17 protein-coding genes are annotated in these 23,845 nt (G+C 73.0%); 5 read left to right on the forward strand and 12 right to left on the reverse strand.

Annotated features, from left to right (window positions below):
* Nucleotides 1-30: 30 nt before the first annotated feature.
* Both ACFU5F_RS24625 and ACFU5F_RS24630 read left to right on the forward strand, forming a co-directional pair.
* A complete protein-coding gene (locus ACFU5F_RS24625; protein ID WP_383891058.1) occupies nt 31-2,928 on the forward strand; it encodes a CDP-glycerol glycerophosphotransferase family protein in 2,898 nt (965 codons plus the stop codon).
* Nucleotides 2,925-4,043 (forward strand): glycosyltransferase, encoded by a 1,119-nt coding sequence (locus tag ACFU5F_RS24630; protein ID WP_383891061.1) that lies wholly within the window; start codon nt 2,925-2,927, stop codon nt 4,041-4,043. Before ACFU5F_RS24625 ends, ACFU5F_RS24630 begins: the two co-directional genes overlap by 4 nt.
* 15 nt (nt 4,044-4,058) lie before the next feature.
* Here the strand turns inward: ACFU5F_RS24630 and ACFU5F_RS24635 are convergent, their stop codons facing one another.
* Both ACFU5F_RS24635 and ACFU5F_RS24640 read right to left on the reverse strand, forming a co-directional pair.
* On the reverse strand, nt 4,059-4,874 hold the full coding sequence (locus ACFU5F_RS24635; protein WP_383891118.1) for an ABC transporter ATP-binding protein: 816 nt from the start codon (nt 4,872-4,874) through the stop codon (nt 4,059-4,061).
* Between the two features lie 22 nt (nt 4,875-4,896).
* Nucleotides 4,897-5,844, reverse strand: a complete 948-nt coding sequence (locus tag ACFU5F_RS24640) for an ABC transporter permease (RefSeq protein WP_383891064.1) — start codon at nt 5,842-5,844, stop codon at nt 4,897-4,899.
* A 176-nt stretch (nt 5,845-6,020) separates the two neighbouring features.
* Here ACFU5F_RS24640 and ACFU5F_RS24645 point away from each other — a divergent pair, with 176 nt between their 5' ends.
* Entirely contained in the window at nt 6,021-6,659 is a 639-nt protein-coding gene (locus ACFU5F_RS24645) for a TetR/AcrR family transcriptional regulator (protein ID WP_383891067.1), read from the forward strand.
* A 93-nt stretch (nt 6,660-6,752) separates the two neighbouring features.
* Nucleotides 6,753-7,253, forward strand: a complete 501-nt coding sequence (locus tag ACFU5F_RS24650; protein ID WP_383891069.1) for a DUF6174 domain-containing protein — start codon at nt 6,753-6,755, stop codon at nt 7,251-7,253.
* Between the two features lie 94 nt (nt 7,254-7,347).
* On the opposite strand, the gene ACFU5F_RS24655 is transcribed toward ACFU5F_RS24650, so the two are convergent.
* The 6 genes from ACFU5F_RS24655 to ACFU5F_RS24680 form a co-directional block, all read right to left on the reverse strand.
* The gene (locus ACFU5F_RS24655) at nt 7,348-7,977 is read right to left on the reverse strand and encodes a hypothetical protein (RefSeq protein ID WP_383891121.1); all 630 of its coding nucleotides are present in this window, start codon (nt 7,975-7,977) and stop codon (nt 7,348-7,350) included.
* Nucleotides 7,978-7,997: 20 nt separating this feature from the next.
* Nucleotides 7,998-10,493, reverse strand: a complete 2,496-nt coding sequence (locus tag ACFU5F_RS24660) for a hypothetical protein (protein ID WP_383891072.1) — start codon at nt 10,491-10,493, stop codon at nt 7,998-8,000.
* Nucleotides 10,490-10,924 carry a DUF6507 family protein gene (locus tag ACFU5F_RS24665; RefSeq protein ID WP_383891074.1) on the reverse strand — a complete coding sequence of 145 codons (435 nt, stop codon included), beginning with the start codon at nt 10,922-10,924 and terminating at the stop codon, nt 10,490-10,492. The genes ACFU5F_RS24660 and ACFU5F_RS24665 overlap by 4 nt, the downstream gene beginning before the upstream one ends.
* Nucleotides 10,925-11,114: 190 nt before the next feature.
* Complete coding sequence (gene galE, locus ACFU5F_RS24670; RefSeq protein WP_383891077.1) at nt 11,115-12,086, reverse strand: UDP-glucose 4-epimerase GalE; 972 nt, start codon at nt 12,084-12,086, stop codon at nt 11,115-11,117.
* Between the two features lie 72 nt (nt 12,087-12,158).
* Nucleotides 12,159-13,751 (reverse strand): glycosyltransferase family 2 protein, encoded by a 1,593-nt coding sequence (locus ACFU5F_RS24675; RefSeq protein WP_383891080.1) that lies wholly within the window; start codon nt 13,749-13,751, stop codon nt 12,159-12,161.
* 743 nt (nt 13,752-14,494) lie between these two features.
* Nucleotides 14,495-15,010: a MarR family winged helix-turn-helix transcriptional regulator gene (locus tag ACFU5F_RS24680; RefSeq protein WP_383891083.1), complete on the reverse strand. Its 516-nt coding sequence runs from the start codon at nt 15,008-15,010 to the stop codon at nt 14,495-14,497.
* Between the two features lie 129 nt (nt 15,011-15,139).
* Between ACFU5F_RS24680 and ACFU5F_RS24685 the strand changes: the two genes are divergently transcribed.
* Entirely contained in the window at nt 15,140-15,553 is a 414-nt protein-coding gene (locus tag ACFU5F_RS24685) for an organic hydroperoxide resistance protein (protein ID WP_005486852.1), read from the forward strand.
* A 52-nt stretch (nt 15,554-15,605) separates the two neighbouring features.
* Here the strand turns inward: ACFU5F_RS24685 and ACFU5F_RS24690 are convergent, their stop codons facing one another.
* The 4 genes from ACFU5F_RS24690 to ACFU5F_RS24705 all read right to left on the reverse strand — a co-directional run bounded on the left by ACFU5F_RS24690 (nt 15,606) and on the right by ACFU5F_RS24705 (nt 23,686).
* The gene (locus ACFU5F_RS24690) at nt 15,606-16,934 is read right to left on the reverse strand and encodes a hypothetical protein (protein ID WP_383891086.1); all 1,329 of its coding nucleotides are present in this window, start codon (nt 16,932-16,934) and stop codon (nt 15,606-15,608) included.
* Nucleotides 16,931-19,159 (reverse strand): CDP-glycerol glycerophosphotransferase family protein, encoded by a 2,229-nt coding sequence (locus tag ACFU5F_RS24695; protein WP_383891088.1) that lies wholly within the window; start codon nt 19,157-19,159, stop codon nt 16,931-16,933. Before ACFU5F_RS24695 ends, ACFU5F_RS24690 begins: the two co-directional genes overlap by 4 nt.
* A 5-nt stretch (nt 19,160-19,164) precedes the next feature.
* Nucleotides 19,165-21,345 carry a CDP-glycerol:glycerophosphate glycerophosphotransferase gene (locus ACFU5F_RS24700; RefSeq protein WP_383891091.1) on the reverse strand — a complete coding sequence of 727 codons (2,181 nt, stop codon included), beginning with the start codon at nt 21,343-21,345 and terminating at the stop codon, nt 19,165-19,167.
* 100 nt (nt 21,346-21,445) lie between these two features.
* Complete coding sequence (locus tag ACFU5F_RS24705) at nt 21,446-23,686, reverse strand: CDP-glycerol glycerophosphotransferase family protein (protein WP_383891094.1); 2,241 nt, start codon at nt 23,684-23,686, stop codon at nt 21,446-21,448.
* Nucleotides 23,687-23,845 lie beyond the last annotated feature (159 nt).

Raw genomic sequence — 23,845 nt, forward strand, 5'->3', positions numbered from 1 at the left:
TAGAGGGGAGGAGAACCGGTCGAAAAAGGGATGAGTGGGGTGAGCGCGGACGTGGACCAGCGACCCGCGGTGTCCGTCGTCGTGATCGTCTACAACGACGCTGCCAGGCTGCCCACGGCCGTCCGCTCGGTGCTCGGGCAGACGCTGCGGAGCGTCGAGGTCGTGATCGTCGACGACCACAGCACGGACGCCTCCTACGAGGTGGCCGCCCGCCTCGCCGCCGAGCACCCGGGCCGCGTGCGCGCCTACCGGCTGCCCGAGAACAGCGGAGGCTGCGGCGCGCCCCGCAACGCGGGCGTCCGGGAGGCCCGCGGCGCGTACGTCGTCTTCCTCGACAGCGACGACGTCCTGGAGCGCGACGCCTGCCGGAACCTGCTGGAGGCCGCCGAGACCACCGGTGCCGACATCGTCTCCGGCCTCTGCGTGCGCGTCCACGTGGACACACGCGCCCGCAAGGAGGTCAAGTGGTACCCGTGGCTGTACGCCCGCACCCGTACCCTCGACTCGGTCGCCGAGCTGCCCGACCTGCTGGTCTACGACACCCTGTCCACCAACAAGTGCTACCGCCGGGACTTCCTGGTCGAGGGCGGCCTGCTGTTCCCCGTCGGCATCCACTACGAGGACCTCTTCTTCTCCGCCCAGGCGTACGCGGCCGCCCGCCGGATCACCCTGATCCCCAACCGGGTCTACGACTGGAACGTCGTCCAGACGCCGGGGGCGGCCGTGGCCTCGATCAGCAACCGGCGGGCCGAGATCGCCAACTTCGCGCACCGCATGGAGATCCACCGCAGGGTGGACCGGCTCCTCGCCGACCGGGGTCTTGGGGAACTGAAGTTCCACAAGGACGTCAAGTTCCTCAAGCACGACCTGGTGCTGCACCTGCGGGACCTGCCCTTCCGTGACGCGGCCTACCGTGCGGAGTTCGCCCGGCTGGCCCGTGCCTATCTGATGTCGGTCGACCCGGCCGCGTACGACGCGGTCGAGCCCGTGCACGCCGTCTGCGCCTACCTCCTGCGGCAGGGCGACTGGGACAACCTGCTGCCCGCCGTGGACACGCTCACCAACCGCGACAAGGTCTCCGCGCCGCTCGTCGAGCGCGACGGGCGCGTCTACTGGTGTGCCGAGCACCTGGACGCCCCGGGGGAGGAGGGGGAGTTCGCGCGCCGGATCCTGGACGTCACCGAACTCGGGTACCACTCCCGCCCGGTCGGCAGGCTGTTCCTGCGCAACGAGCTGACGCGGTACGAGCGGGACGCGGCGGGCGGGGGCGGCATCCGCCTGGCCGGACGCGTCACGAACCCCCTCGGCGTCGTCCCGCCCGGCGCCCGGCTCACCGCCGGGCTGGAGTTCTACGCCCGCCGCCCCGGTGTGCGCTTCCGGACCTTCCGGGTGCCGGTGACGGCCGTCCGGCACGACGGCCCGTACCTCACCTGGGAGGCCGCCGTCGACATCGCGAGGACGCTGCGGCCCCTCGGCATCGTGGACGCCGTCTGGGACGTACGCCTGCACCTGGACGTCGACGGCGAGCGCACCACCAGCCGGCTCAGCGCCGCCGAACCGGGCCTCGTCGCCGGTGCACTGCCGGTCCGCCCCCGCCTCACCCGGCTGGTCGCCGACCGGATCGAGCCGCACGTCTCCGCCCGCGGCCACCTCGCCTTCCGGCTCGTCCCCGACAAGAAGGCGCACGCCCTCGTCACCCGAGGGCTGCGGGGCACACCCGGCCGGCTCGCCAAGTCCGGCTACCGCGGGGCGAAGACGCTGCGCGCGAGAGCCACCTCCGGAGACACCAAGCTCCGCCTCTACGAGGAGGTGTTCCGGCGTCTGCCGATGCGCCGGCGCCTGGTGGTCTTCGAGAGCCACCTCGGCCGGCAGTACAGCGACAGCCCCCGGGCGATCTACGAGGAGATGCGCCGCCAGGGTCTCGACTTCGAGGCGGTGTGGTCGTACACGGGCCGCCCCGAGGGGTTCCCGGCCGACGCCACCCTCGTCCGGCGCTGGTCGCTGCCGTACCTGCGGGCGCTGGCCCGTGCCGGGTTCTGGATCGACAACCAGAGCTTCCCGCTGAAGCTGGCCAAGCGCCCCGGCACGACCTACCTCCAGACCTGGCACGGCTCCGCGCTCAAACGCATGGGCTTCGACGAGCCCGGCTGGAAGCTCAAGTCCCGTGCCGAACAGGCCGAACAGCAGCGCACCCTCGACCGCTTCGACCACTTCCTGATCCGCTCCGAGCACGACGTGCGCACCCTGGCGAAGGCCTTCCGGCTGCGGGAGAAGGTGCTGCTGCGGGTGGGCTATCCGCGCAACGACGCTCTCGTGCGCGCCCGGGGGACCCGCCCGCCTTCCGAACGCCCGGCCCTGGCAGCCGAGTTGGGCATCCCGGCGGACCGGAAGATCCTCCTCTACGCCCCCACCTTCCGTCACCAGGGGCAGCGCCGGTTCGTCCTCCCCTTCGACGTGGAGCGCTTCGCCGAGACGTTCGGAGACGAGTACGTCCTCCTCGTCCGCGCCCACTACCTCAACCATGTCGTGCTCCCCCCGTCGGTCCGGGGCCGGGTGGTCGACGTCTCGGCCCACCACGACGTGACCCCCCTCCTCGCCCTCGCGGACGCGCTGATCACGGACTACTCGTCGGTGATGTTCGACTACGCCCTGCTCGACCGCCCGATGCTGTTCTTCGCTCACGACTACGAGGAGTACGTGCACGAGGGCCGGGGCACCTACTTCGACCTGCTGGAACGGGCGCCGGGCCCGGTCGTGCGGACGGAGGAGGAACTGCACGCCGTCCTGCGGTCGATGCCGCTGGAGGACCTGACGCTCAAGTACGCCGCCGCGCGCGAGCGGTTCACGGCCGACTTCGGCGAGTACGACCGGGGGACGGCGGCCCGGAGCGTCGTCGACCAGTTCTTCTCCGAGTGGAGGCGCGGGTGACCGGGCCGGAGGGGACACGGGTGGCCGGGGCGCGGGACGTCTTCCTGGTGTCCAACAGCGTGGACGAGACGGGCGGGGTGACCAGCTGGTCCCACCACCTGGCCCGCCTGCTCACCGGGCGCGGACACCGGGTGCACGTCATCGGGATCACCACCCCCGAGGACCCGCACGACCTCGGCGCACTCCCGTACCCCACCACCAGGCTGTACGACGGGCAGCCGCCGGCGCCCGGCCGGGCCCGGGACGTGAGCAGACGGGACAGGGCGGCCGTGCTCACGCGCCTCTTCCGGGCCGCGCGGCCCGGCGGGGTGGTCGTCGTGACCCAGGTCTGGGCGATGGAGTGGGTCCGGCTCGCCGACACCAGCGGTCTGACCGTCATCGGCATGAGCCACGAGTCCTTCGAGGCCTCGCGGCGCTCCTCGCGCTTCCGGCGGGTGCTCACCCACTACCGCGACGTCGACCGGATGCTCGTCCTCACCCGCGAGGACGCCGACCTGTGGATCGGCGAGGGCCTCAACAACGCCTCGTACCTGCCCAACGCCGTGCCCTGGCTGCCGGAGACGCCCTCGCCGCGCACCGGGAAGGCCGTGGTCAGCATCGGCCGGCTCAGCGACGAGAAGGGTGTCGACATGCTCCTCGACACCTGGGCCGAGGTGGCGCCCCGCCACCCCGACTGGACCTTGCTCGTGTACGGCTCCGGCGAGGACGAGGAACTGCTGCGCAAGCAGTGCACGGCCCTCGGCCTCGACGGCTCGGTGTCCTGGAGGGGCCGTACGGACGACGTGCCCGGCGCCCTGTGCGCCGGCTCGGTCTTCGCGCTGTCCTCCCGGGGCGAGGGCTTCCCCCTCGCGCTGATGGAGGCCATGGCGATGGGTGTGCCCTGCGTCGCCTTCGACTGCGCCCCCGGCGTCCACGAGATCGTCCGCGACGGCGAGGACGGCCTCCTCGCCGCCCCCGGCAACACCGGTGAACTGGCCCGCAAGCTGGACCTGTTGATGACCGACAAGAGCCTGCGGGACCGGATGGGCGACGCGGCGAGAAGGAACATCCGGCGGTACGCACCGCAGGAGATCGTGGACCGGTGGGAGGCGCTGTTCACCTTCCTGGAGAGGTGAGGACGGCGTCGGGGCCTACTTCTTGCCGCCGGTGAACCTCTCGTACTCCTTCAGCACCTCGTCCGTCGGCCCGTCCAGGCGGAGTTCACCGCGCTCCAGCCACAGCACCCGGTCGCACGTGTCCCGGATCGACTTGTTGTTGTGGCTGACGAGGAAGACCGTGCCCGCGTGCTTGCGCAGCTCGCGGATCCGGGCCTCGGAGCGCTTCTGGAAGGAGCGGTCGCCGGTGGCCAGGGCCTCGTCGATGAGCAGGACGTCGTGGTCCTTGGCGGCGGCGATGGAGAACCGCAGCCGGGCCGCCATACCGGAGGAGTACGTGCGCATGGGGAGGGTGATGAAGTCCCCCTTCTCGTTGATGCCCGAGAAGTCGACGATCTCCTCGTACCGCTCCTTCACCTGCTCGCGGGACATGCCCATGGCGAGCCCGCCGAGGTGGACGTTCCGCTCGCCCGTCAGGTCGTTCATCAGGGCCGCGTTGACGCCGAGCAGGGAGGGCTGGCCGTCGGTGTAGATGCGGCCGTTCTCCACGGGGAGCAGCCCGGCGACGGCCTTGAGGAGGGTCGACTTGCCGGAGCCGTTGGTGCCGATGAGCCCGATGGCCTCACCCCGGTACGCGGTGAACGACACGTTCCGCACGGCGTGCACGGTGCGGACACCGGCCGCCTTCTCGGACTTCTTGCGCCGCAGGATGCGGTTGAGCGCGGCGGTGGCGGTGCCGCGCCCGGCACCGGTGCCGTTGACGCGGTAGACGATGTCGACGCCGTCGACGACGACGGTGGGGACGAGTTCGGGGGCGGTGACCGGAACGGTCTCGTGCCGTGCGTCCGGCACGGTGACGGTGGGGGTGATCGTGTCAGCCACGGCCGTACGTCTCCTCAGCCTTCCAGAAGTAGATGAACCCGCCGACGCCCGCGAGGAGCGCCCAGCCCGCGGCGATCGCCCAGACGTGCGGCGGGAGCTGGCTCGCGTGGAAGCTGTCGATCAGCGCGAACCGCATCAGGTCGATGTAGACGGCGGCCGGGTTGCACTCCAGCAGCAGGTGCACGAAGGCCGGGACGTCCCGGTTGTCGAGGATGCGGTCGATGCTGAACATCACGCCCGACGTGTACATCCAGGTGCGCAGGACGAACGGCATCAGCTGCGAGATGTCGGGGGTCTTGGCGCCGATCCGCGCCATCACCATCGCGATGCCGGCGTTGAACACGAACTGGAGCGCCAGCGCGGGCACGACCAGCAGCCACGACACGGCCACCGGCACCCCGAAGGCCAGCAGGATCACGACCAGCGCGGCCATCGAGAACAGCAGCTGCTGCAGCTGCTGCAGGCAGTACGACAGGGGCAGCGAGGCCCGGGGGAAGTGCAGCGCCCGGACGAGGCCCAGGCTGCCGGAGATGGCGCGGGTGCCCGCCATGATCGAGCTCTGGGTGAAGGTCCACACGAACACGCCCGTCACCAGGAACGGGACGTAGTCCGGCACGCCCTTCTTGGTGCCCATCAGCAAGCCGAAGATCAGGTAGTAGACCGCCGCGTTGAGCAGCGGATTCGCGACCTGCCAGATCTGGCCGAGCTTCGCCTGGCTGTACTGCGCGGTCAGCTTCGCCGTGGCGAAGGCGGTGATGAAGTGCCGTCTGGCCCACAGCTGCCGTACGTACGTACCGAGGGAGGGGCGGGCGCCGCTGACGCTGAGCCCGTACCGCTCGGCGAGCTGGGCGGGGGTCTCGGCGGGGGTGCCCCGGTCGGCCGGGGCGGCCGGGGGGTGGGCCGCCGGGGGAGGTGGCGGTGTGTGGAGGACCTGGCTCACATCCGCTGCTTTCGCTAGTGGGGGGCGTCCGCGTACTCGGGCGCCGGCGCTCGGGGTTCTCACGCCGTCCTTGCCCGGCTCTTACGTCGGGACGGGACCGTATCGTCGTCACGCGAGAGTAAGCCGATTCGACGTCGGAACGCAACCGTTTCGTCGTGGCGCCCTATGCTGGGGGCATGACGACCAACGCCGGCCCCTCCGCAGCGCAGCCGCCGCCACGGCCGCGCCGCCGGGCCCCCGCCGGGGCGGCCGTGCTCCGGGAGGACGTGACCGAGGCGATCCGGGCCGCGGTCTTCGAGGAACTGGCGGCCGTCGGCTACGCCCGGATGTCCATCGAGGGGATCGCGCGCCGGGCGGGCGTCGGCAAGACGGCGGTGTACCGGCGCTGGCGCTCCAAGCTGCACCTGGTCCTCGACCTCGTCTCGGCGGTGGCCGTCCAGGGCCTGCCGATGCCCGACACGGGCTCGCTGGAGGGCGACCTCCGGCTGCTCTACGAGGTCACCTCCCGCGCCCTGCGGCACCCGGTCGCCGGCCAGATCATCCCCGACCTCCAGGCCGAGGCCGCCCGCAACCCGGAGATCGCGGAGGCGATGCGCAAGGCGCTGCGGGAGGGCCAGCAGGGCGTGGCCACGGGGATCGTCGCCGCGGCGGTCGCGCGCGGCGAGGTCGGGGCGGACGTCGACGAGGACCTCGCCCTGGACGTGATGTTCGGGCCGCTGTACTGGCGGTCGGTGGTCGTACGGTCGCCGAAGCTGCCGAAGGGGTATCTGGAGAGCCTGACGCGGGCCACGGCCGCGGCGCTGCGGGCTCTGTAGAGGAGGGCGCTGGGCCGGGCGGGAGCGGCACCGGGCTGAACGTTTTCCGCGCGGGCTGCGTCTTGGTCACAGTCGCTCAGGAATGGGGTCGCCGTGACTCTCGTACGCTTACGCTCCCGTGCTCGCTCCGTGCTCCTCGCCGCCGCGCTGGTCGCGGGAACGACGGGGGTGACGGCCGCCTGCGACGACGGGACCGCCTCCCCCAAGTCGACCGAGGGGGCATCGCCGAGCGGTACCACGGCGGCGCACAGGGTCATGTGGCAGGAGCCCGCCTCGTACGTCTACACGCTCACCTCGACCTCGCAGGTCCTGACGGGGCGTTTCCGCGTGACGGTCCGGGACGGCGAGGTGGCGGGGGCCGTCGGTCTGGACAGCGCCGGCAGGAAGGCGCTGGCGGACGGACCCGGCCGGGTCCCCAGCATCGGTGACCTGATCGACAGGCTGGAGAAGGCCTGGCAGGAGGGGGCGGACACGGCGGAGGCGGAGTACGCCCCCGACGGCCACCCCTCGCGGATCACCCTGGACCCGGCCGAGAACGCCATCGACGACGAGGCCGAGTACGTCATCGGCTCCCTCGAGGCGGGCGGGGGCTGAGGGTCCCGCGCCCCGCGCCCCGCGTCGGTGCGGCCTTCGGCGACGACGCGGGGCCCGGGTGCAGGTGTAGGTGCGCGTGCGGTGCGGGCGCTGGTCAGAAGAGGTCGGTCAGGTCCGGGCCCCGGCCGTCGATGATGTCCGGGGCCTTGACGCCGTGGCCCTCGGCGGAGCCGAAGTAGGTCGGCTCACCGGGCTCGGCGGGGGTGCCCAGGACGGCGTCGAGCGACCGCAGGGCCGCCGCGAGGCGTGGGGCGTTCTGCCTCTCCACCTCGGGATGCGGCTCGCCCCGGAAGTCGAACGGGCCCCAGACGTCGTGGTGGAGGGCCAGCTCCACCCAGATGCCGGGTGCGTCGGGGGCCACCGTGAGCTCGACCAGCCGGTGCTCCCCGCGCTTCTCGCCCGTCGCGTCGATCCAGGTCCCGGAACCCAGCACGAGCACGCTCCCGACCGCCGCGTCGGGGAGGCCGACGGGGCGGCTGTGCTCGATGCGCCGGGGCACGTCCTCGTCGTCCATGGGGCCCTGGAGCGCCATCCGGGTGGTGAGCCCGGTGCCGCCGCTGCCGTAGACGATCCAGTTCCATTCGAGGCTGTCGGGTACCAGCAGTTCGTGTTCGCGCAGGACGGCGCACATCCGGGCCGCCACGGACAGCGCGGAGTCCAGGCCCGAGGGTGCGAACTCGTCGAGCTCCCACGTCCACGACGCACATTCCTTCGGGGCGCGCATGAGAAGGGACACGGAATTCCTCACGGATAGGTCGGGCCGTTGGCCGGGATGGTGATCGAGCCGTCCTGGAAACGCAGTTCGAAGGTGGCGTTGATCCTTTTGGCGTGTCTCTCGACAGCCTTCAGGATGTCATCGGTGACCGCGCCCTTCATGTCGTGGATGTCGAGGATGGCGACCTTCTGGCCGGCGATCTCTCCGGCGAGCTGCTTGGCGGCGATCTTCTTGGCGGCGGAGTTGATGCCGGAGGCCGACTGCACGTCCTTGAGCTGGACGCCGTACTCGATCCTGTCACCCGCCCTGACCAGCACGTCCAGGTCCAGGTTGTCGCCCGGCGCCTTGAACTCGAACGCCACGTCCTTGGCGCCCCGGGCGCTCAGGTCCGCCGCGTGCTCCATGGCCATGTGCACCGAGGGCGTCATGTCGCCCTGCTTGACCTGGAGCAGGAGGTCCTTGTAGCCGGGCATGCCCGCGAGGTCCCCGCGGGTGATGTGCTCCGCGATGCCGGCTCCGTAGGGGCTCTTGTTCAGCTGAGTGAGCATGCGCTGCAGGTCCTGCGGCTTGAGCTTGAGCTTGTCGCTGTTGAGCGCGCTCACGACGTCGGCCTGCTGGTCGGGGCGCATGGGGCCGGTGGGAGGCGTGGGCGTCGCGTCGCCCTCGCTGAAGTCCGGCCGGCCGGCTCCGTCGCCGCCGGGTCCGCCGCCTCCGCCGGGTCCGTCCCCACCGCCGGGTCCGTCGCCGCCGGGTCCCTCGCCTCCCGCGCCGGGTCCGGCGCCGTGGCCGCCGCCACCGGGGCCTTCGCCGTGCCCGCCGCCGGTGCCTTCGCCGTGGCCGCCGCCGGGCGTCTCGCCGTGGCCGCCCACGGGGCGCTCACCGTGGCCGCTCCCCGTCGGGCCCTCTCCGCCGCGTGGGCCGCCGCCCCCGGTCGGCGTCTCGTGGTTCCCGGACGGCCCGCGGCCCAGGTCGTCGGCGCGACCGCCGGGCAGCTGGTCGGCGCGGCCACCCGGCGGATCGCCCGCCCGCCCGCCCGGCAGGCCGGTGTCCCCGGTCCGTCCGGCTCCGCCCAGGTCGTCGCCGACGCGCCCGACCACGGAGGCGCCGTCGCCCACCTTGGCGCCCGCGCCCACCAGTTCGGGCTGCCGGGACCCCGCATCGACGCCCCGCTCGGCCGCCGTCCCCTCGTGCTTGACGCCGTCCAGGGACTCCCGGACCGTGCCGTCGGCGTTGTGCACGACCAGCGTGTCGGTGTCGAGATAGACGACCTCGCCCGTGGGCGTCTCCATGCGGACGGAGTTCTCGGGGGTGAGCCCCGACGGCAGTTCGTCGGCGATGTTCGGCGGATCGGCGATCTGGTAGGTGCCCTCGCCGAGCTTGATGTGCGTGCCGTCGGTGATGCCGCGCAGGCTCGCCATGACGTCGCTGATCTTCACGGCCGTCGCGCCGACACCCTTGGTGATGTACGTCATCGGGTCGACGATCTTGCCGGCCTTGCCCGCGAAGGAGATGGCCCGGGCGATGGCGCCCGCCTTGCCCGCGCCGGCGACCGCGCCGCCCGCACCGCCCGTGAAGACCGTGGTCAGGACGTTGAAGGTGACCGCCCCGGCCGCGCGGGACGGATTCTTGCCCCACTCGTCGTAGGCGATGAGCGCCTTGCCGGTCTCCACGACGGCCGTACGGGAATCCCGGATCCAGGAGGGCAGTTTGTCGTCGGGCGTGAGCCAGAAGGCTGCGGCCGTCACCGGGTTGGACATGATGACGATGCCGGTCGCGAGCTTGCCGAGGCCCACCCAGGCCTGCCCCGCCGCGTCCCAGCCGTTGAAACCGACCAGCGTGCCCAGGCCCTTGATCGTGCCCCACACCCCGTCGACCACGAAGCCGACGGCGAAGTCCCAGACGTGCTCGTGGACGTAGTACCAGGGGTTGGACTCCTCCACCGGATCGCCCCACGGCAGCCCGCCGGCGTTGTCCAGGTCCTCGCCCCGGTAGCCGTACATGTTCTCTTTGTTCGAGCCGTCGTTGACGACGAGCGCCTCGCCGCCCACCAGCGCGACGATCTTGTTGTAGCAGTCGCGTTCGGCGGCCTGGAACGCGGCGTACGTGGCGTTGATGTCCGAGCGGCGGTTGTTGTTCTCCTCGACGAGGTCACCGTCGGCGCGCCACTCGTCGTCGTCCGCGATCTTCGCGCGGAACGCGACGGCGTCCTGCCGGAGCTGGTCGAACTTCTGCTTCAGCGGGCCGACGGCGGCGGCGTACGTGTCCAGCGCCGAGGCCACCGTCTCCAGCTCGGTGGCGAACTCGTCGCCCTTGGCCGCCACCGGAGCGGTCGTCGCGAACAGCGCCTCCGCCTCGGGCGCCTTGTAGTACGCGGAGAGGCCGCCGAAGCGGGTGTGGATCGCCGAGCCCGAGTCCTTCAGGGAGGTGCCGGCCGACCGCACGCCCGCGATGTTCTGGTCGAGCAGCTCCAGGTTGCCGGTGAACTCGGGGACCTCCTCCGGGATGACGGGGATGTCGTCGCTCACTTCGGCCCCTGCCCGCCGTTGCCGTCGACACCGGGCGGCGGCGGGACCACCGTCGCCTTGAGGGCGTTGGCCTGCTGCTCGGCGGCCATGTCCAGGTCGCCCGTCACATAGGCGTTGGTCGCCTTGGCAGCGCCCTGCACGGAGTCGATGGTCCGCTGCGCCATGTACGCCAGCTTCTGCTGCCGCTCCTGCAGGTACGTGCTCAGTGCCGCCGCGACCGGACCGACCGGCACCCGTGGGGTGCCCGCCGCCACCGGCCCGACCATGGGCCCGCTGAACTGCCCGCCCGGCACGGCCGTTCCGGCCGACTCGGCCGCGCTCGCCATGTTCGACACCAGCGAGTTGGCGGCCTTCTCCAGGCCGCCCGCCGCCTCACCGGTCGACCTCAGCGTGGTCTGCACGTTGATCGGATCGATGTCCCATGCCGGCATCGCCGCTACCCCCGTAACGCCCCTGTCGGATACGTCTTTTCGTCGCTTGCCCGTCGCCGCCCGTCGTGCTCACGCACGCCTCGCGCGCTCGTACGCCGGTTGCCTGTTCGCTTCCCTCAGTACACACGCGCAAACGACACCGGACAGTTCCCACGGTACGACGATCCCGTCACGGTTCTCCCCGGATTTCTCACCGTGTGGGGTGGTTCACCTGCCAGCCGGCCCAGGCCGACGTGATCATGTCGTCGACGCCGTACCGTGCCTTCCAACCCAGCTCGGCGGCGATCCGGTCGGCCGAGGCGACGACCCGCGCGGGATCGCCGGGCCGCCGCCCGACGGCCACGGGGGTCACGTCGTGGCCGGTGAGCACGGTGATCCGGTCGACCATCTCCCGCACCGAGACGCCGTCCCCGCGCCCGATGTTGAGGGTGAGGTCGGTGCCCGGGGCCTCGCGCAACCGCCGCGCGGTCGCCACATGGGCCTCGGCGAGGTCGACGACATGGATGTAGTCCCGGACGCAGGTCCCGTCGGGGGTCGGGTGGTCGGTGCCGAAGATCCGCGGCGGGGCGCCCTCGGACAGCTTCTCGAAGACCATGGGGACGAGGTTGAGGACGCCGGTGTCGGCCAGCCTGGGGCTCGCGGCCCCCGCCACGTTGAAGTAGCGCAGGGAGGCCGTCGACAGGCCCGTCGCCCGGCCCGTGGCCCTGACCAGCCACTCGCCGGCCAGCTTGGTCTCGCCGTAGGGGCTCATCGGCACGCACGGCGTCTCCTCGGTGACGAGGTCCACGTCGGGCATGCCGTACACGGCGGCCGAGGAGGAGAGGACGAAGGAGGCGACGCCGGCGTCGGTGACGGCCGACAGCAGGGTGCGCAGGCCCTCGACGTTCTCCCGGTAGTAGTGCAGCGGCAGTTGGACGGACTCGCCGACCTGCTTCTTGGCCGCGAGATGGACGACGCCGGTGACGCCCCGGTCCCGGACCACCCGGGCCAGCCGTTCCGCGTCGAGGGTGGAGCCGATCTCCAACGGCACGCCGTCGGGCACCCGTTCGGCCATCCCCGTGGACAGGTCGTCGTAGACGACGGTCTCCTCGCCCGCGCCGAGCATCGCGCGCACCACGTGCGCCCCGATGTATCCGGCGCCACCGGTGATCAGCCAGGTCATGGACGACCGTCCCCTCGTAGGCATGGCGATGCGTGACGCCATGGTGATGATGCAGGTGCAATCAGTCGGCTCTCAGTGAAGCAGGCGCTTGAGGCGACGCAGCACCACTGCGGTCACACCTCGCCAACCGGGCGCGAGCCGTAGCGCGAGCGCCCCCGCGTGCGTCGCGTACGGCTGTGCGAGGAGCACGCCGTGGCGTGTGTCCGGCAGGATGCTCCGGCGCAGCAGCCCGGTGCCCGCGACGGCGTGCGCGGTGGTGTCCCGGTGACCGCCGTCCGCGAAGCGCAGCCGCAGCCGCAGGTCCCAGGTCCCGCCGCCCAGCGCGGACAGGTCCAGCGGGATCTCCGCCGTCCAGCCGTCGACGTCCGGCTCGGCCGCGAGGGGGGCCGAACCGGTGAACCCCACCCGTCCGTCCTCCCGCGCGGTGAACTCCGCCCGCACGCTCAGCGGACCCGCCTCCGCCATCCGCCCGTACAGCTCGTGGAGACGCAGCCGGAGCGTCGTCCGGCGCGCGCGTGGCCGCAGTTCCGCGTCGACGGCGGCCGGCAGCAGATGCACGGGGCGGACGAGGAGATGGTCCAGCTCCACCTGCGGCAGCTCAGCGGACCAGACGGGCGTACCGTCGTCCGCGCGCGCGTAGGGCGGGGTCAGCCGGGCCGGGCGGGCCGCGAGTTCCTTGAGGCGGGCCAGGTCGCGCGGCTCCTCGGCGGCGAGGATCACCCGGGCGACGACCCGGCCGGGCGCGGGCGCCGTAGCGAAGTCGCCCTCGTCGAAGGAGGCCAGGTGCGCGCGGGTCAGGGCCCACCACTCGCGCCGGTACTCCGCGCCGCGCAGGTCCAGCTCGCGCGCGTACATCCGCAGTGAGTGGTCGAGGAAACGCGTCCGCGTCGCCCGCGCCAGCCGCTTCTCGCCGGCGCCCAGCAGGATGTCGTACGACAGGCGGTCCGCCTCCGTCCGGGCCCGCCAGTTGGCCGTGCCGGAGCGGTCGAGGGAGAGGGACAGCCGGGCGGCCGAGCGGCGCACGTGCCAGACGTACACCGGGTCGGGGACGAGCGCGATCCGCGGCGCCGCGGCCAGCACGCGCGCGCCGAAGACGAAGTCCTCGTACGGGAAGCGGCCCTCGGGGAAACGGATCGCGTGGTCGCGCAGGAAGGCGGTGCGGTAGAGCTTGTTGACGCAGAGGGTGTCGTGCGCCAGGCGTACGCGCCGGGCGGGGTGCGGCACCAGTGTGCGCCGGGCGTACAGCTCGGGCTGCCAGGGGGTCTCGCGGCCGGACGGCAGCTCCCTGCGCACGCACAGGCCCGACGCGACCGGCGCGTCGTGCTCCAGGGCGGCGCCCAGCAGCGCGTCCACCGCGCCGGGCGGCAGCACGTCGTCGCTGTCCAGGAACATCAGGTACGGCGAGGACACGGCGTCCATCCCGTCGTTGCGCGGGGTGCCGCAGCCGCCGCTGTTGGTCCGGCGCCGCAGCACCCGCAGGCGGGGCTCGGCCTCGGCCAGCCGCTCCAGCAGCTCCCCGCTGCCGTCCGTCGAACAGTCGTCGACGGCGATCACCTCACGGACGGCCGGCCCCTGCGCGAGCGCCGAGCGGACGGCGTCCGCCACGTGGGCGTCGTCGTCGTACCCGATGACGACGACGGAGACCTGCGCCTTCTGGACAGTCATGGTTGCCCCGCACCCTGTGAGAGATATGTACGCAAATCTTCTCTTAGGGACGGCTTTGCGGCCCGGTGGGAAGAGGGGATGCGGGGGGCGAGAGCTCCGTAGGGGATGGTCGAATTCGGGTGATATGTCCAGGTCTGGTGCTCCGGCGGCCTTCACCCGGGCCTTCGGCCGGGCTCTGTGGCGGGTCTTGGGGTGGTCCCTCGGATGGGCTCATCGCCGGGCTCATGGGCGGGCTGTCGGTCGGACCTTCGTGGCCTCTCGGCCCCTCTCGGTCCATCGCGGCCGGGCTCTCCGCCGGCCCTCGGGGCGGCTCCTCGGCCGGCCTTCCGCCCGCTTCCGGGCGGACGTTCGGTCAGGCTTCCGTCGGGCCTCGGGCCTCGGGCCTCGGGCCTCGGCCGCAGGCCGTCGGTCGGTGTCGGGGTGGCGCCTCGGGCGGGCCGGCCCTCTGCCGGGATTCGGGGCGGATTTTCCGTCGATCTCGGGGGTGGGTCTCCCGTCGGGTCTCGGGTGGGCCCCGCAGCGCCTCGTGGCCGGGCCTTCGGTCGGCCCTGGGGTGGCCCCTCGTCGGGCCGGCCCTCGCCGGGTTTCGCGGGCCTTCCGTCGGGCTTCGGGGCGGGCTTTCCGTCGCGCCCGGGGGTGGGTCCTCTGTCGAGACGGGGGTGGTCACCCGTCGGGTCTCAGCTGGCCTCCGTCGGGCCTTCGTGTCTTCAGGCCGGGCCTTCGGTCGGGCCCGGCGCCCCTCCCTAGGGCTCCGGGTTTTCCAGGGCCGCCTCGTCCAGCGCTGCCGTCAGGTGGTCCAGGCGGTCGCGCAGGTCGCGGATCTCGTCGAGGTCGAAGGTCGTCGCCGAGACGATCCGGCGCGGCACGGCCAGGGCACGCTCGCGCAGTGCGGTGCCCTCCTCGGTCGGCCGCACCACCACCGACCGCTCGTCACGCGCGCTGCGTTCCCGGTGGACGAGACCGGCCGTCTCCAGGCGCTTGAGCAGCGGCGAGAGGGTGCCGGAGTCGAGCCGCAGATGCTCGCCCAGCTTCTTCACGGGCAGCTCGCCCCGTTCCCACAGCACCAGCATCACCAGGTACTGGGGGTACGTGATCCCCAGATCCTTCAGCACTACCCGGTAGACGCTGTTGAAGGCGCGGGAGGCGGCGTGCAGGGAGAAGCAGATCTGCCGGTCGAGACGGAGGAACTCCTCCTCGGAGACCTGCCCGGAGATCTCCTCGGAGACCCCCTCGGGCGTGGGAACGGCACTCGTGGTCATGGATCCAGCGTAACTCCTGCCCGCCATTTAGTTGTGGGCAATTGAATTGTGTGCTCTACTGGAGCCCGTGAACGGTGGTCGGACCGGACCGCCGGACGTGAGATGACCTGTGAAAGGGATGGTTCTCCCATGGACGCGCTCTACACCGCTGTCGCCACCGCCACCCACGGCCGTGACGGTCGCGCCGTCAGCAACGACGGCAAGCTCGACCTCGACCTGGCCCTCCCGGTGGAGCTGGGCGGCAACGGCCAGGGCACCAACCCCGAGCAGCTCTTCGCCGCCGGCTACTCCGCCTGCTTCGCCAGCGCCCTCGGCCTGGTCGGCCGCGCCGCCAAGGTCGACGTCAGCGACGCCGCCGTGACCGCCGAGGTCGGCATAGGCAAGCAGGGCGAGGGCTTCGCCCTCAAGGTCACCCTCCGCGTCGAACTCCCCGACTCCGTCGACGAGGCCACCGGCCGCAAGCTCGTCGAGCAGGCCCACCAGGTCTGCCCCTACTCCAACGCCACCCGCAACAACATCCCGGTCGAGCTGGTGGTCGAGTAGGTCCGGTCCGGTCCGGTACCCCGGTGCCCCCGGCGTCGCCGGGGGCACCGGCTCAGCTCGCCCTCACCACGTCGAGCGAGCCGCGCGGGGCCGTGACGCGCTCCAGCAGCAGGGGCAGCCCCAGCACCGGCAGCAGCCACGCCACCACGATCAGCCGGTCGCCCCAGATGGTGATGTCCGGGTGCCCGGCCTGGTTCAGGATCCCGGTGCACGCGCCGGCGATCACGAACCAGCCGAAGACGGGCCGCTGCCGCGCCGCGCCCCACGCGCCCCCCGCCAGCGCGGCCAGGAACAGCGGCTGGGCCAGCTGCCTGCGCCCCCACTCCAGCCAGAAGGCGGACTCCAGGCGCAGGAACTCCGGCCACAGCCGGGCCCGGTCGGGGTGGGTGTAGTGGTCGGTGAGCAGGTCCTGCAGACTCTCGGTGGCCGCCGGGTAGCGCAGCAGTCCGGCGAGCACCGGCGTGCACACCACCGCGCACGCCGACACGGCCCCGACCGCCCGCACCCACGGCTCGACCGCCCCGCGCCCCGCGCGTTCGCCGACGGGTTCACCACTGCGCCCGCCGACAGGTTCACCACCGCGTCCGCCGGCGGGTTCACCACGGCGTGCGCGCGGTAGGGCGACCACCGCGCACGCTCCCACCAGACACACCCCCAGAAACAGCGCCTGTGAGTGCTTCACCGTGAACAGCGCCGCCAGTGCCCCGCCCACCAGGGACATCCCCGCCCGCAGCCGCCCCTCCATGGCCAGCGCGCACCCCCACAGTGCCGCCAGCGTCAGGGCCAGCAGCACTCCCTCGGTCATGGGCCGCATGGCGGTCGCGCCGCACGGGAGGACGTAGTAGAGGGCCTGCCCGGTGAGGGCCACGGGGGTGGGGGCGCGGACGGCGCGCAGGACGAGGAAGGCCAGTACGCCCCCGGTCGCGGCGATCAGCACGCTCGCCAGCCACACCCCCCATACGACCCCGAACACGGCGACGAACGGTGCCAGCAGCACCGGGTACCCGGGCCGTACCTCGAAGATCCGCTGGAACCGCTCCGAGGCGAACGGGGGAATGTGGCCGTCGGTCCGGCCCTCCGCCAGCCCCCGGTCCACCTTCCGCCACAGCTTCCGACGGCACTCCTCGGTGACCCGCGCGGCCGGGCTCGGCGCACGGAACCGCACCACGTCCACACCCTGCTTCCGCTCGGCCGTCGCCGCCCGGCTCCCGCAGTAGTGGTCGATGGCCCCGGCCGCCGCCTCCCGCGGACTCGCGCCGCCCAGAGCGAGGGCGTACGCGACGTAGTTCTTGGTGTCGGGGGTGGCGCGCCCGGTGACACTCGCGAACTGGAGCAGCGCGAAACCGGCGGCGAGCAACAGCACCCACGCCCGCGCCCTCATGACAACACGAAGCCCGAGTTCGTCACCGGCCCGGCCGGCCCGGCCGTCCTCGGCGCGGGCACCACCACCGCCCGCTCGCCCAGCATCAGCGTCCGGACGACCCGCTCGGCCGCCCGCCCGTCGTCGAACTCGCAGTACCGCTCCCGGAATCCGGCCCGCAGCCGCGCCGACTCCGCGTCCCGCCACCGCCCGGAGTCGAACAGCCAGGCCAGCTCCCGGTAGGAGCGGGACACATGGCCGGGCGGCTCGGCGGTGATGTCGAGGTACAGGCCCCGGCTCTCGGCGACGGCGTCCCGGTCGTCGGCGTGGACGACGATCGGCCGGTCCAGGTTGGCGTAGTCGAACATCAGGGCCGAGTAGTCCGTGACGAGGACGTCGGCGGCAAGCATCAGCTCCTCCACGTGCGGCTCGTCCGTCGCGTCCACGACGACCCCCCGCCGGTGCAGCTCGGCGAGCCCGTACCCACGCGCCGGGCCGTCCGCGAGCGCCGGATGCAGCCGTACGACGAGGGTGTGGGCCTCGCCCAGGCCGCGCCGCAGATCGGCGGCGAACCGGGCGAGGTCGAGGCGTTCGACGTGCCCCCGGCGGTAGTCGCGGATCGTCGGCGCGTACAGCACGACCGTGTGCCCGGCCGGGACGCCGAGCCGTGCACGGATCCGCGCACCGCTGTCCGGCCCGGCGTTCACCAGGACGTCGTTGCGCGGGCTGCCGGTCCGCAGCGAGGTGAACCCGCACGGATACGCCCTGCTCCACACCAGCTCGGAGTGGCGGTTGGCGACGAGGCTGTGGTCCCAGCGGTCGGCCCGGCGCAGCATCTCCGGCACGTCCGCGCCGAGCCGGGCACCCGGCCTGTGCAGCAGGTCGGCGCCCATGAACCTCAGCGGGGTCCCCCGGTGGGTGTGGATGTGCACACTGCCCGGCCGCTTGGCGAGGACGCCGGGCCAGGCGGCGTTGCCGACGACGTACGTCGCCCGCGCGGCCAGCCGCTGGTACGCGGGCGAGCCCGGCGTCACGTACTCGACCCCGGGCGGAAGCGCCGCCACCCGCTCCGGCCGCACCACCCACACCCCGCGGATGTGCGGCGCGAGATCACGGGCGGCCTGGTACACGGCCGCCGGGTCCCCGAACACGCCCCGGTGCGCGAACGCCGAGTACAGCGCCAGCCCAGGGTCCAGCGGCAGCCGCTCATGGGCCAGGGCCCGGCCCCGCCCGACCAGTTCGGCGCCGGCCGCTCGCCACCGCTCCCCGTGTACGCCGAGCGCGGTACGGACCCGCGTCACCCGGCGCCGGGCGCGGTAGGCCGCCCAGCCGCCCTCCAGAACGCGGTGCGCGGGGGCCACCGGGCCCTCGTCCGGCCCGTACGTCCGGTACAGCGCCGCCGTCCGCCGGAAGAACTCGGCCCTGTCCTGCGACGGCACCCGGTCCGGCTCGGCCAGGACGGACAGACAGTGCTCCGCCATCCGGTTTCGCACCAGGGCGCGCCAACCCGCAGGCTCGGGGCGGGCGTTCAGAAGGCCGAGAACGCGCTCGTACTGGTCGTGCACGTCGAAGTGCCGACGGCTCGTGGTGGCCGGCGGGCCGCCGTGCCGCCGCTGCCGGTGGGTCACGCAGATCCGGTCCAGGACGGCGATCCGTTCGGCGCCGAACAGCACCGGGAACGTCCATGCCGTGTCCTCGTAGTGGCCCGGCGGGAACCGGAAGCCGTGCGCCTCGACGAACTCCCGCCGGTACGCCTTGTTCCACACGGCCGTCGGGAGGTCGAGGACCCCCGGGCGTTCCGCGACCGTGAAGGTGTCCCCGCCGGCCTCGGACAGCAGGTGTGCGCGCGGGTGGTGCCGCGTCTCGCCCCACCAGTGGACGCGAACGTGGTCGAAGACCAGGACATCGGGGTCCCCGGCCTCGTCCAGGCGGTCCGCCAGCCCGCGCAGCGCCCCCGGCACGAGTGAGTCGTCGCCGTCGAGGAAGAGCACGAAGTCCCCTGTGGCGTACGGCAGTCCGGCGTTGCGGGCCCGGCCGGGGCCCACGTTCGCGGGCAGGTGCAGCACGCGTACGCGCGGGTCGCGGGCGGCGTACGCGTCGAGGATCGCGCCGCCGCCGTCGGGCGTGCAGTCGTTCACGGCGATCACCTCCAGATCCCGGTACGACTGCTCCAGGACCGAGTCGAGGCACGCGCGCAGAAAGCCCCGGACCTCGAACACGGGGACGATGACACTGAAACGGGGCATGGCCGTCAGCTCCTCACGAGGGTGGCGGCGGCGGGCGCCGGGGCCGGGGTCCGTCCGGCGAGCGGCACCACGGGCGGCAGCGTCCGGGGTTCCTCGCCCAGGAACACCCGCCGGACGACCCGCTCGGCCGCCCGCCCGTCGTCGAACTGGCAGAAGCGCTCCCGGAAGACGGCCCGCAGGGCGTCGGCCTCCAGGTCCGCGTACGACCCGTCGCGGAACAGCTCCGCCACCTCCCGCTCGGTGCGCGCCACATGGCCGGGCGGCGAGGCCGGCAGGTCGAAGCAGACGCCCCGGGTCTCCCGCAGGACGTCCCAGCCCGCCGTGTGGATCACGATCGGCCGGTCGAGGTGGGCGTAGTCGAACATCAGGGGCGAGTGGTCGGTGATCAGCGCGTCGGCGGCGAGACAGACGTCCTCGACCGAGCGGTGTGCGGTGACGTCGATGACCCGGCCGCCCTTCTCGCGGACGGGGGCGCCGCCGTGGCCGTCACGCGCCCGCAGCAGTACCACGTACTCCTCGCCGGCCGCCTCGCAGAACGCCTCCGGATCGAGCCGGGCGCCGGGGCTCCGGTCGCCGGGGGCGCCGCGGTGCGCGGGGGCGTAGAGCAGGGCCTTCCTGCCCTCGGGCACGCCCAGCGCGCGCCGGGCGCGCGCCACGTCCTCGGCCGTGGCCGTGTAGTGGACGTCGTTGCGCGGAGAGCCGTACTCCAGTGGTTCGTACGTGCCCGGGAAGGCCCGCTCCCAGGTCTCCGTGGAGTGCCGGTTGGCGGAGAGCACGAAGTCCCAGCGGTCCACGTGCGCGGCGAGGCCGGTGAGGCCACCGGTCGTGGCGGCCGCCACCGGGTACGGGGCCCGGTCCGCGCCCGTCGTCGCCAGCGGCGTGCCCCGCTGGGTCCGGACACGGACGGCGCGGGGGCGCCCGACGACCGCCTCCGCCTCCGAGCCCGCGCCCGCCGCCTCGATGTCGGAGCCGTCGATGACGTACCGGGCGCGGGCCAGGGCCCGCCGGTGACCCGGGCCGCCGAGGACGGCGTACTCGGCGCCCTCCGGCACGGTGTCCACCGCGCCGGGCCCGACGAGGAACACCGAACGCAGCCGCGGGGCGAGTTCACGGGCCTTCGCGTGGACGGCCACGAGGTCGCAGCCGATGTCACCGCCCGGGTGCGCGCGGTACACGACGAGGTTCCTGTCCGGCGGCATACGGCGCTGGACGGCGCACCGGGCGCGGTCCAGGGGCGCGCGGGGACGGGGAAGCGCGGCCAGCGCTCCGGCGGCCGCCCGCTCGGCGGCGCACCACGCCCGGAAGCCGGCGTACGAGCCGGACGCGAGCAACCGGTGCCGGACCCCGAGGCCGCCGCCGGGCGGCTGGAAACCGGCCGGGACATAGTGGCGGTAGAGATGCGTGGCGTGACGGAAGAACGCGCGGCGGTGGTGGACGGGCAGCCGCTCCGGGTGCGCGGCGCTCCGCAGCACCACCGCGAACAGCCACGTGAACAACGCCTCCGGCACGCCCTGTTCGGCCGTGGCCCTGGCGAGCACCAGCTCCACCTGGTCGAGCAGTTCGAGCTGGCGCTCGCCCGGCGCGTGCAGCCGGCTGCCCTGCCGGCGCGGCAGATGGCGCACACACACCGCCTCCCGCAGCTCGGCCGTACGGCCGGCGGCCAGCGCGACCAGACCGCTCCAGCCGAGGTCGGTGAAGTGACCGATGGGGAACATCAGTTGACGCTCGGCCAGGAAATCCCGGCGGTGGGCCGCGCTCCACGCCGGGGTCTGCGGGCCGTTGGGGCGCACGACCCGCGTCCCGCCCTCCCACCAGTGCGCGCGTTCATGCGCGAAGTACAGGACGTCGGGGTCGCCGGTCTCGCCCAGCCGGTCCGCGATCGCCCGCAGCGCGCCCGGCGCGAGCGTGTCGTCCCCGTCCAGGAACAGCACGTACGCGCCGTGCGCCGCCGCGATTCCCGCGTTGCGCGCGGCGCTCAGCCCGCCCGCGGGCGGCGACACGACGGGGACCACCCGGCTGTCCCTGGCGGCGTACGCGCTGCCGACGGCTCCCGCCGGTGAGCCCGGTGCGTCATGGACCGGGATCAGCTCGAAGTCGCCGAACGGTTGCGTGAGGACCGAGTCCAGGGCGAGCGACAGGCGCCCTTCGACACCGTGCGTGGGGACGATGACGCTGAAGCGGGGCATTCTGTCCTTTCGGGGGTGATTTCGTCGGGTGCGGGTGGATGAGGAGGGCTTCTCGCGTGGTCCGCGAGCCCCTGGGAGCGGGGGCCGGGGCGGCGTACCTCTACGTGCCGAGCGCCCCGTCCACCCCCGGACGGGCGGCCGCGGCCGACGGAACGGGATGCCGCTCGGCCAGGGGCACGAAGTCCGCCGGCGCGGGTTCCCCCAGCACCACCCGCCGCACCACGCGCTCGGCCGCCCGTCCGTCGTCGTACGGACAGAACCGCTCCCGGAACGCCGCCCGCAGCTGCGCCGACCGCGACCCCCGCCAGTGCCCCGTGGCGAAGATGTCGATCAGCTCGTCCTCACTGCGCGCCACCGCCCCCGGCGGGAAGGAACGCAGATCGAAGTATGTGCCCCGCGCCGCCTCGTACGCCTCCCAGTCCTCCGCGTGGATCACGATCGGCCGGTCGAGGTTGGCGTAGTCGAACATCAGGGAGGAGTAGTCGGTGACCAGCGCGTCCGAGGCGAGGCACAGGTTCTCCACGCTCGGGTGGCCGGTGACGTCCAGCAGCCGGCCGTGCGCCAGGTCCGTCAGCGGCGAGCCGTACCCGTGGTGGGCCCGGGCGAGGACCACGAACCGCGGCCCGAGCTTGCGCAGCACCCGCTCCAGGTCCAGGTGGGCGCGCTGCGAGTGCCGGTAGTCGCGGTGCGTGGGGGCGTACAGGACGGCGACCGTGCCCTCGGGGATGCCGAGGTGCTCGCGCACCCGGGCCACGTCCGTCGAATTCGCCCGCAGGAACACGTCGTTGCGGGGTGAGCCGTATTCGAGGGTCGTGTACGGGGACGGGTGGACCCGCTCCCAGACCAGCGTGGAATGGCGGTTGCCGGACAGTACGTAGTCCCACCGGTCGCTGCCGCGCAGCGCGGCGCCGAAGTCCGTGCCGCGCGCCGCCGCCGGCCGGTCCTGGAGGTCGAGCCCCATGCGCTTGAGCGGTGTGCCGTGCTGCGTCTGCAGCAGGACCTGACCGCGGCGCTTGACCAGGCGCCGGTCGAAGTCCACGTTGCTCACCAGGTACTTGGAGCGCGCCAGCGCCGTCCAGTACGCCATCGAGCCGGGGAGCACCCGCCGGGTCGCCACCGGGAGCGTGTGGTGGTGCTCCGGGCGCGCGGCCCACGAGGTGCGCATCCGGGGGGCGTACGTCCGGAAGGCGTTCTCCAGCGCGGCCGGGCTGCACTCGTAGCCCCGGCCGTCGTACGCGGCGAACACCGCCCGGTCGGCACGCAGCGGGAGGAGCCGCTGGAGGCGGTAGTGCAGGCGCAGCCCGGCCGTGCGGAACAGCCCGGCGAGGTCCCGCACGAGGCGTCCGGCGCCCCGGCCCAGCCGCGCCCCGGCCCACAGGGCGCGGTGCAGGCGCCGGCCGCCGAGCCGCAGGAGCGCGTGCCGGAGCCGGGCGCGGGCGCGGACGGGGGCGCCCGGGGTGCGGTAGCGGGCGCAGTGCGCGCGGACCGTGCGCAGGAACTCGGCGTGAGCCTCGCGCGGCAGGCGGTGGCGCTGAGAGAGGACGGAGGTGAGGTGGTCGACCATGAGCCGGAACAGCACCGGACGCCACTGCGCCAGCTCCGGCCGCTCGTCGACGTACGCGAACACCCGGTCGTACTGGGCGAACACGTCGAAGTGGACGCGGCTGACCGTCCCGAGCAGGCTGCCGTGGCGGCGCCGGCGGTGGTGGACGCAGACCCGGTCGAGGGTGGCGACGGACTCGGCCGCCAGCAGGACGGGGTACGTCCAGGCCGTGTCCTCGTAGACACCGGGCGGCAGACGGAAGCCGTGGTCCTCGACGAACTCCCGCTTGTACGCCTTGTTCCACACCATCGGGGGGACGTTCAGGAGACCCGGACGGTCGTCCAGGCGGAAGGGTGCGGGGCCCTGCTCGGTGAGGCGGGGGGCGCGTGCGTCGCGGACGGACTCGCCCGACCAGGAGACGCGGGCGAAGTCGTGGACGAGGACGTCCGGTTCCCCGGTCTCCTTGACGCGGTCCGCGATCGCCTGGAGCGCGCCCGGCGCGAAGGTGTCGTCGCCGTCGAGGAAGAGGAGGTAGTCCCCCCTCGCGTACTCCATCCCCTTGTTGCGGGCGGCACCCGGGCCCGCGTTCTCCCGCAGGCGCACGGTGTGCCGTACCCGGGGGTCGCGGGCCGCGGTCTCGTCGGCGATCGCACCGCAGTTGTCGGGGGAGGCGTCGTCGACGACGATCAGTTCGAGGTCGGTGAAGGACTGGGAGAGCACGGAATCCAGGCATTCCTGCAGGTACGCCTGAACCTTGTACGCGGGAACGATGACACTGAACCTGGGCAAAGAGGACATCCATGGGTCGGCGCGGGCATACTGCCCGGAAACGGCCGATGGGATGATTTGGTTACGGCGCGTGTTCCATACGGGGGATTTCAGGGGGAGTTGGGGGCGCGCGGGTGCGTATCGGGTGCGGACGGTGACGAGTTGCGCGACCAGCCCCACGCGCTCTCA

This window comes from Streptomyces sp. NPDC057438 (assembly GCF_042802995.1).
Lineage (GTDB): Bacteria > Actinomycetota > Actinomycetes > Streptomycetales > Streptomycetaceae > Streptomyces.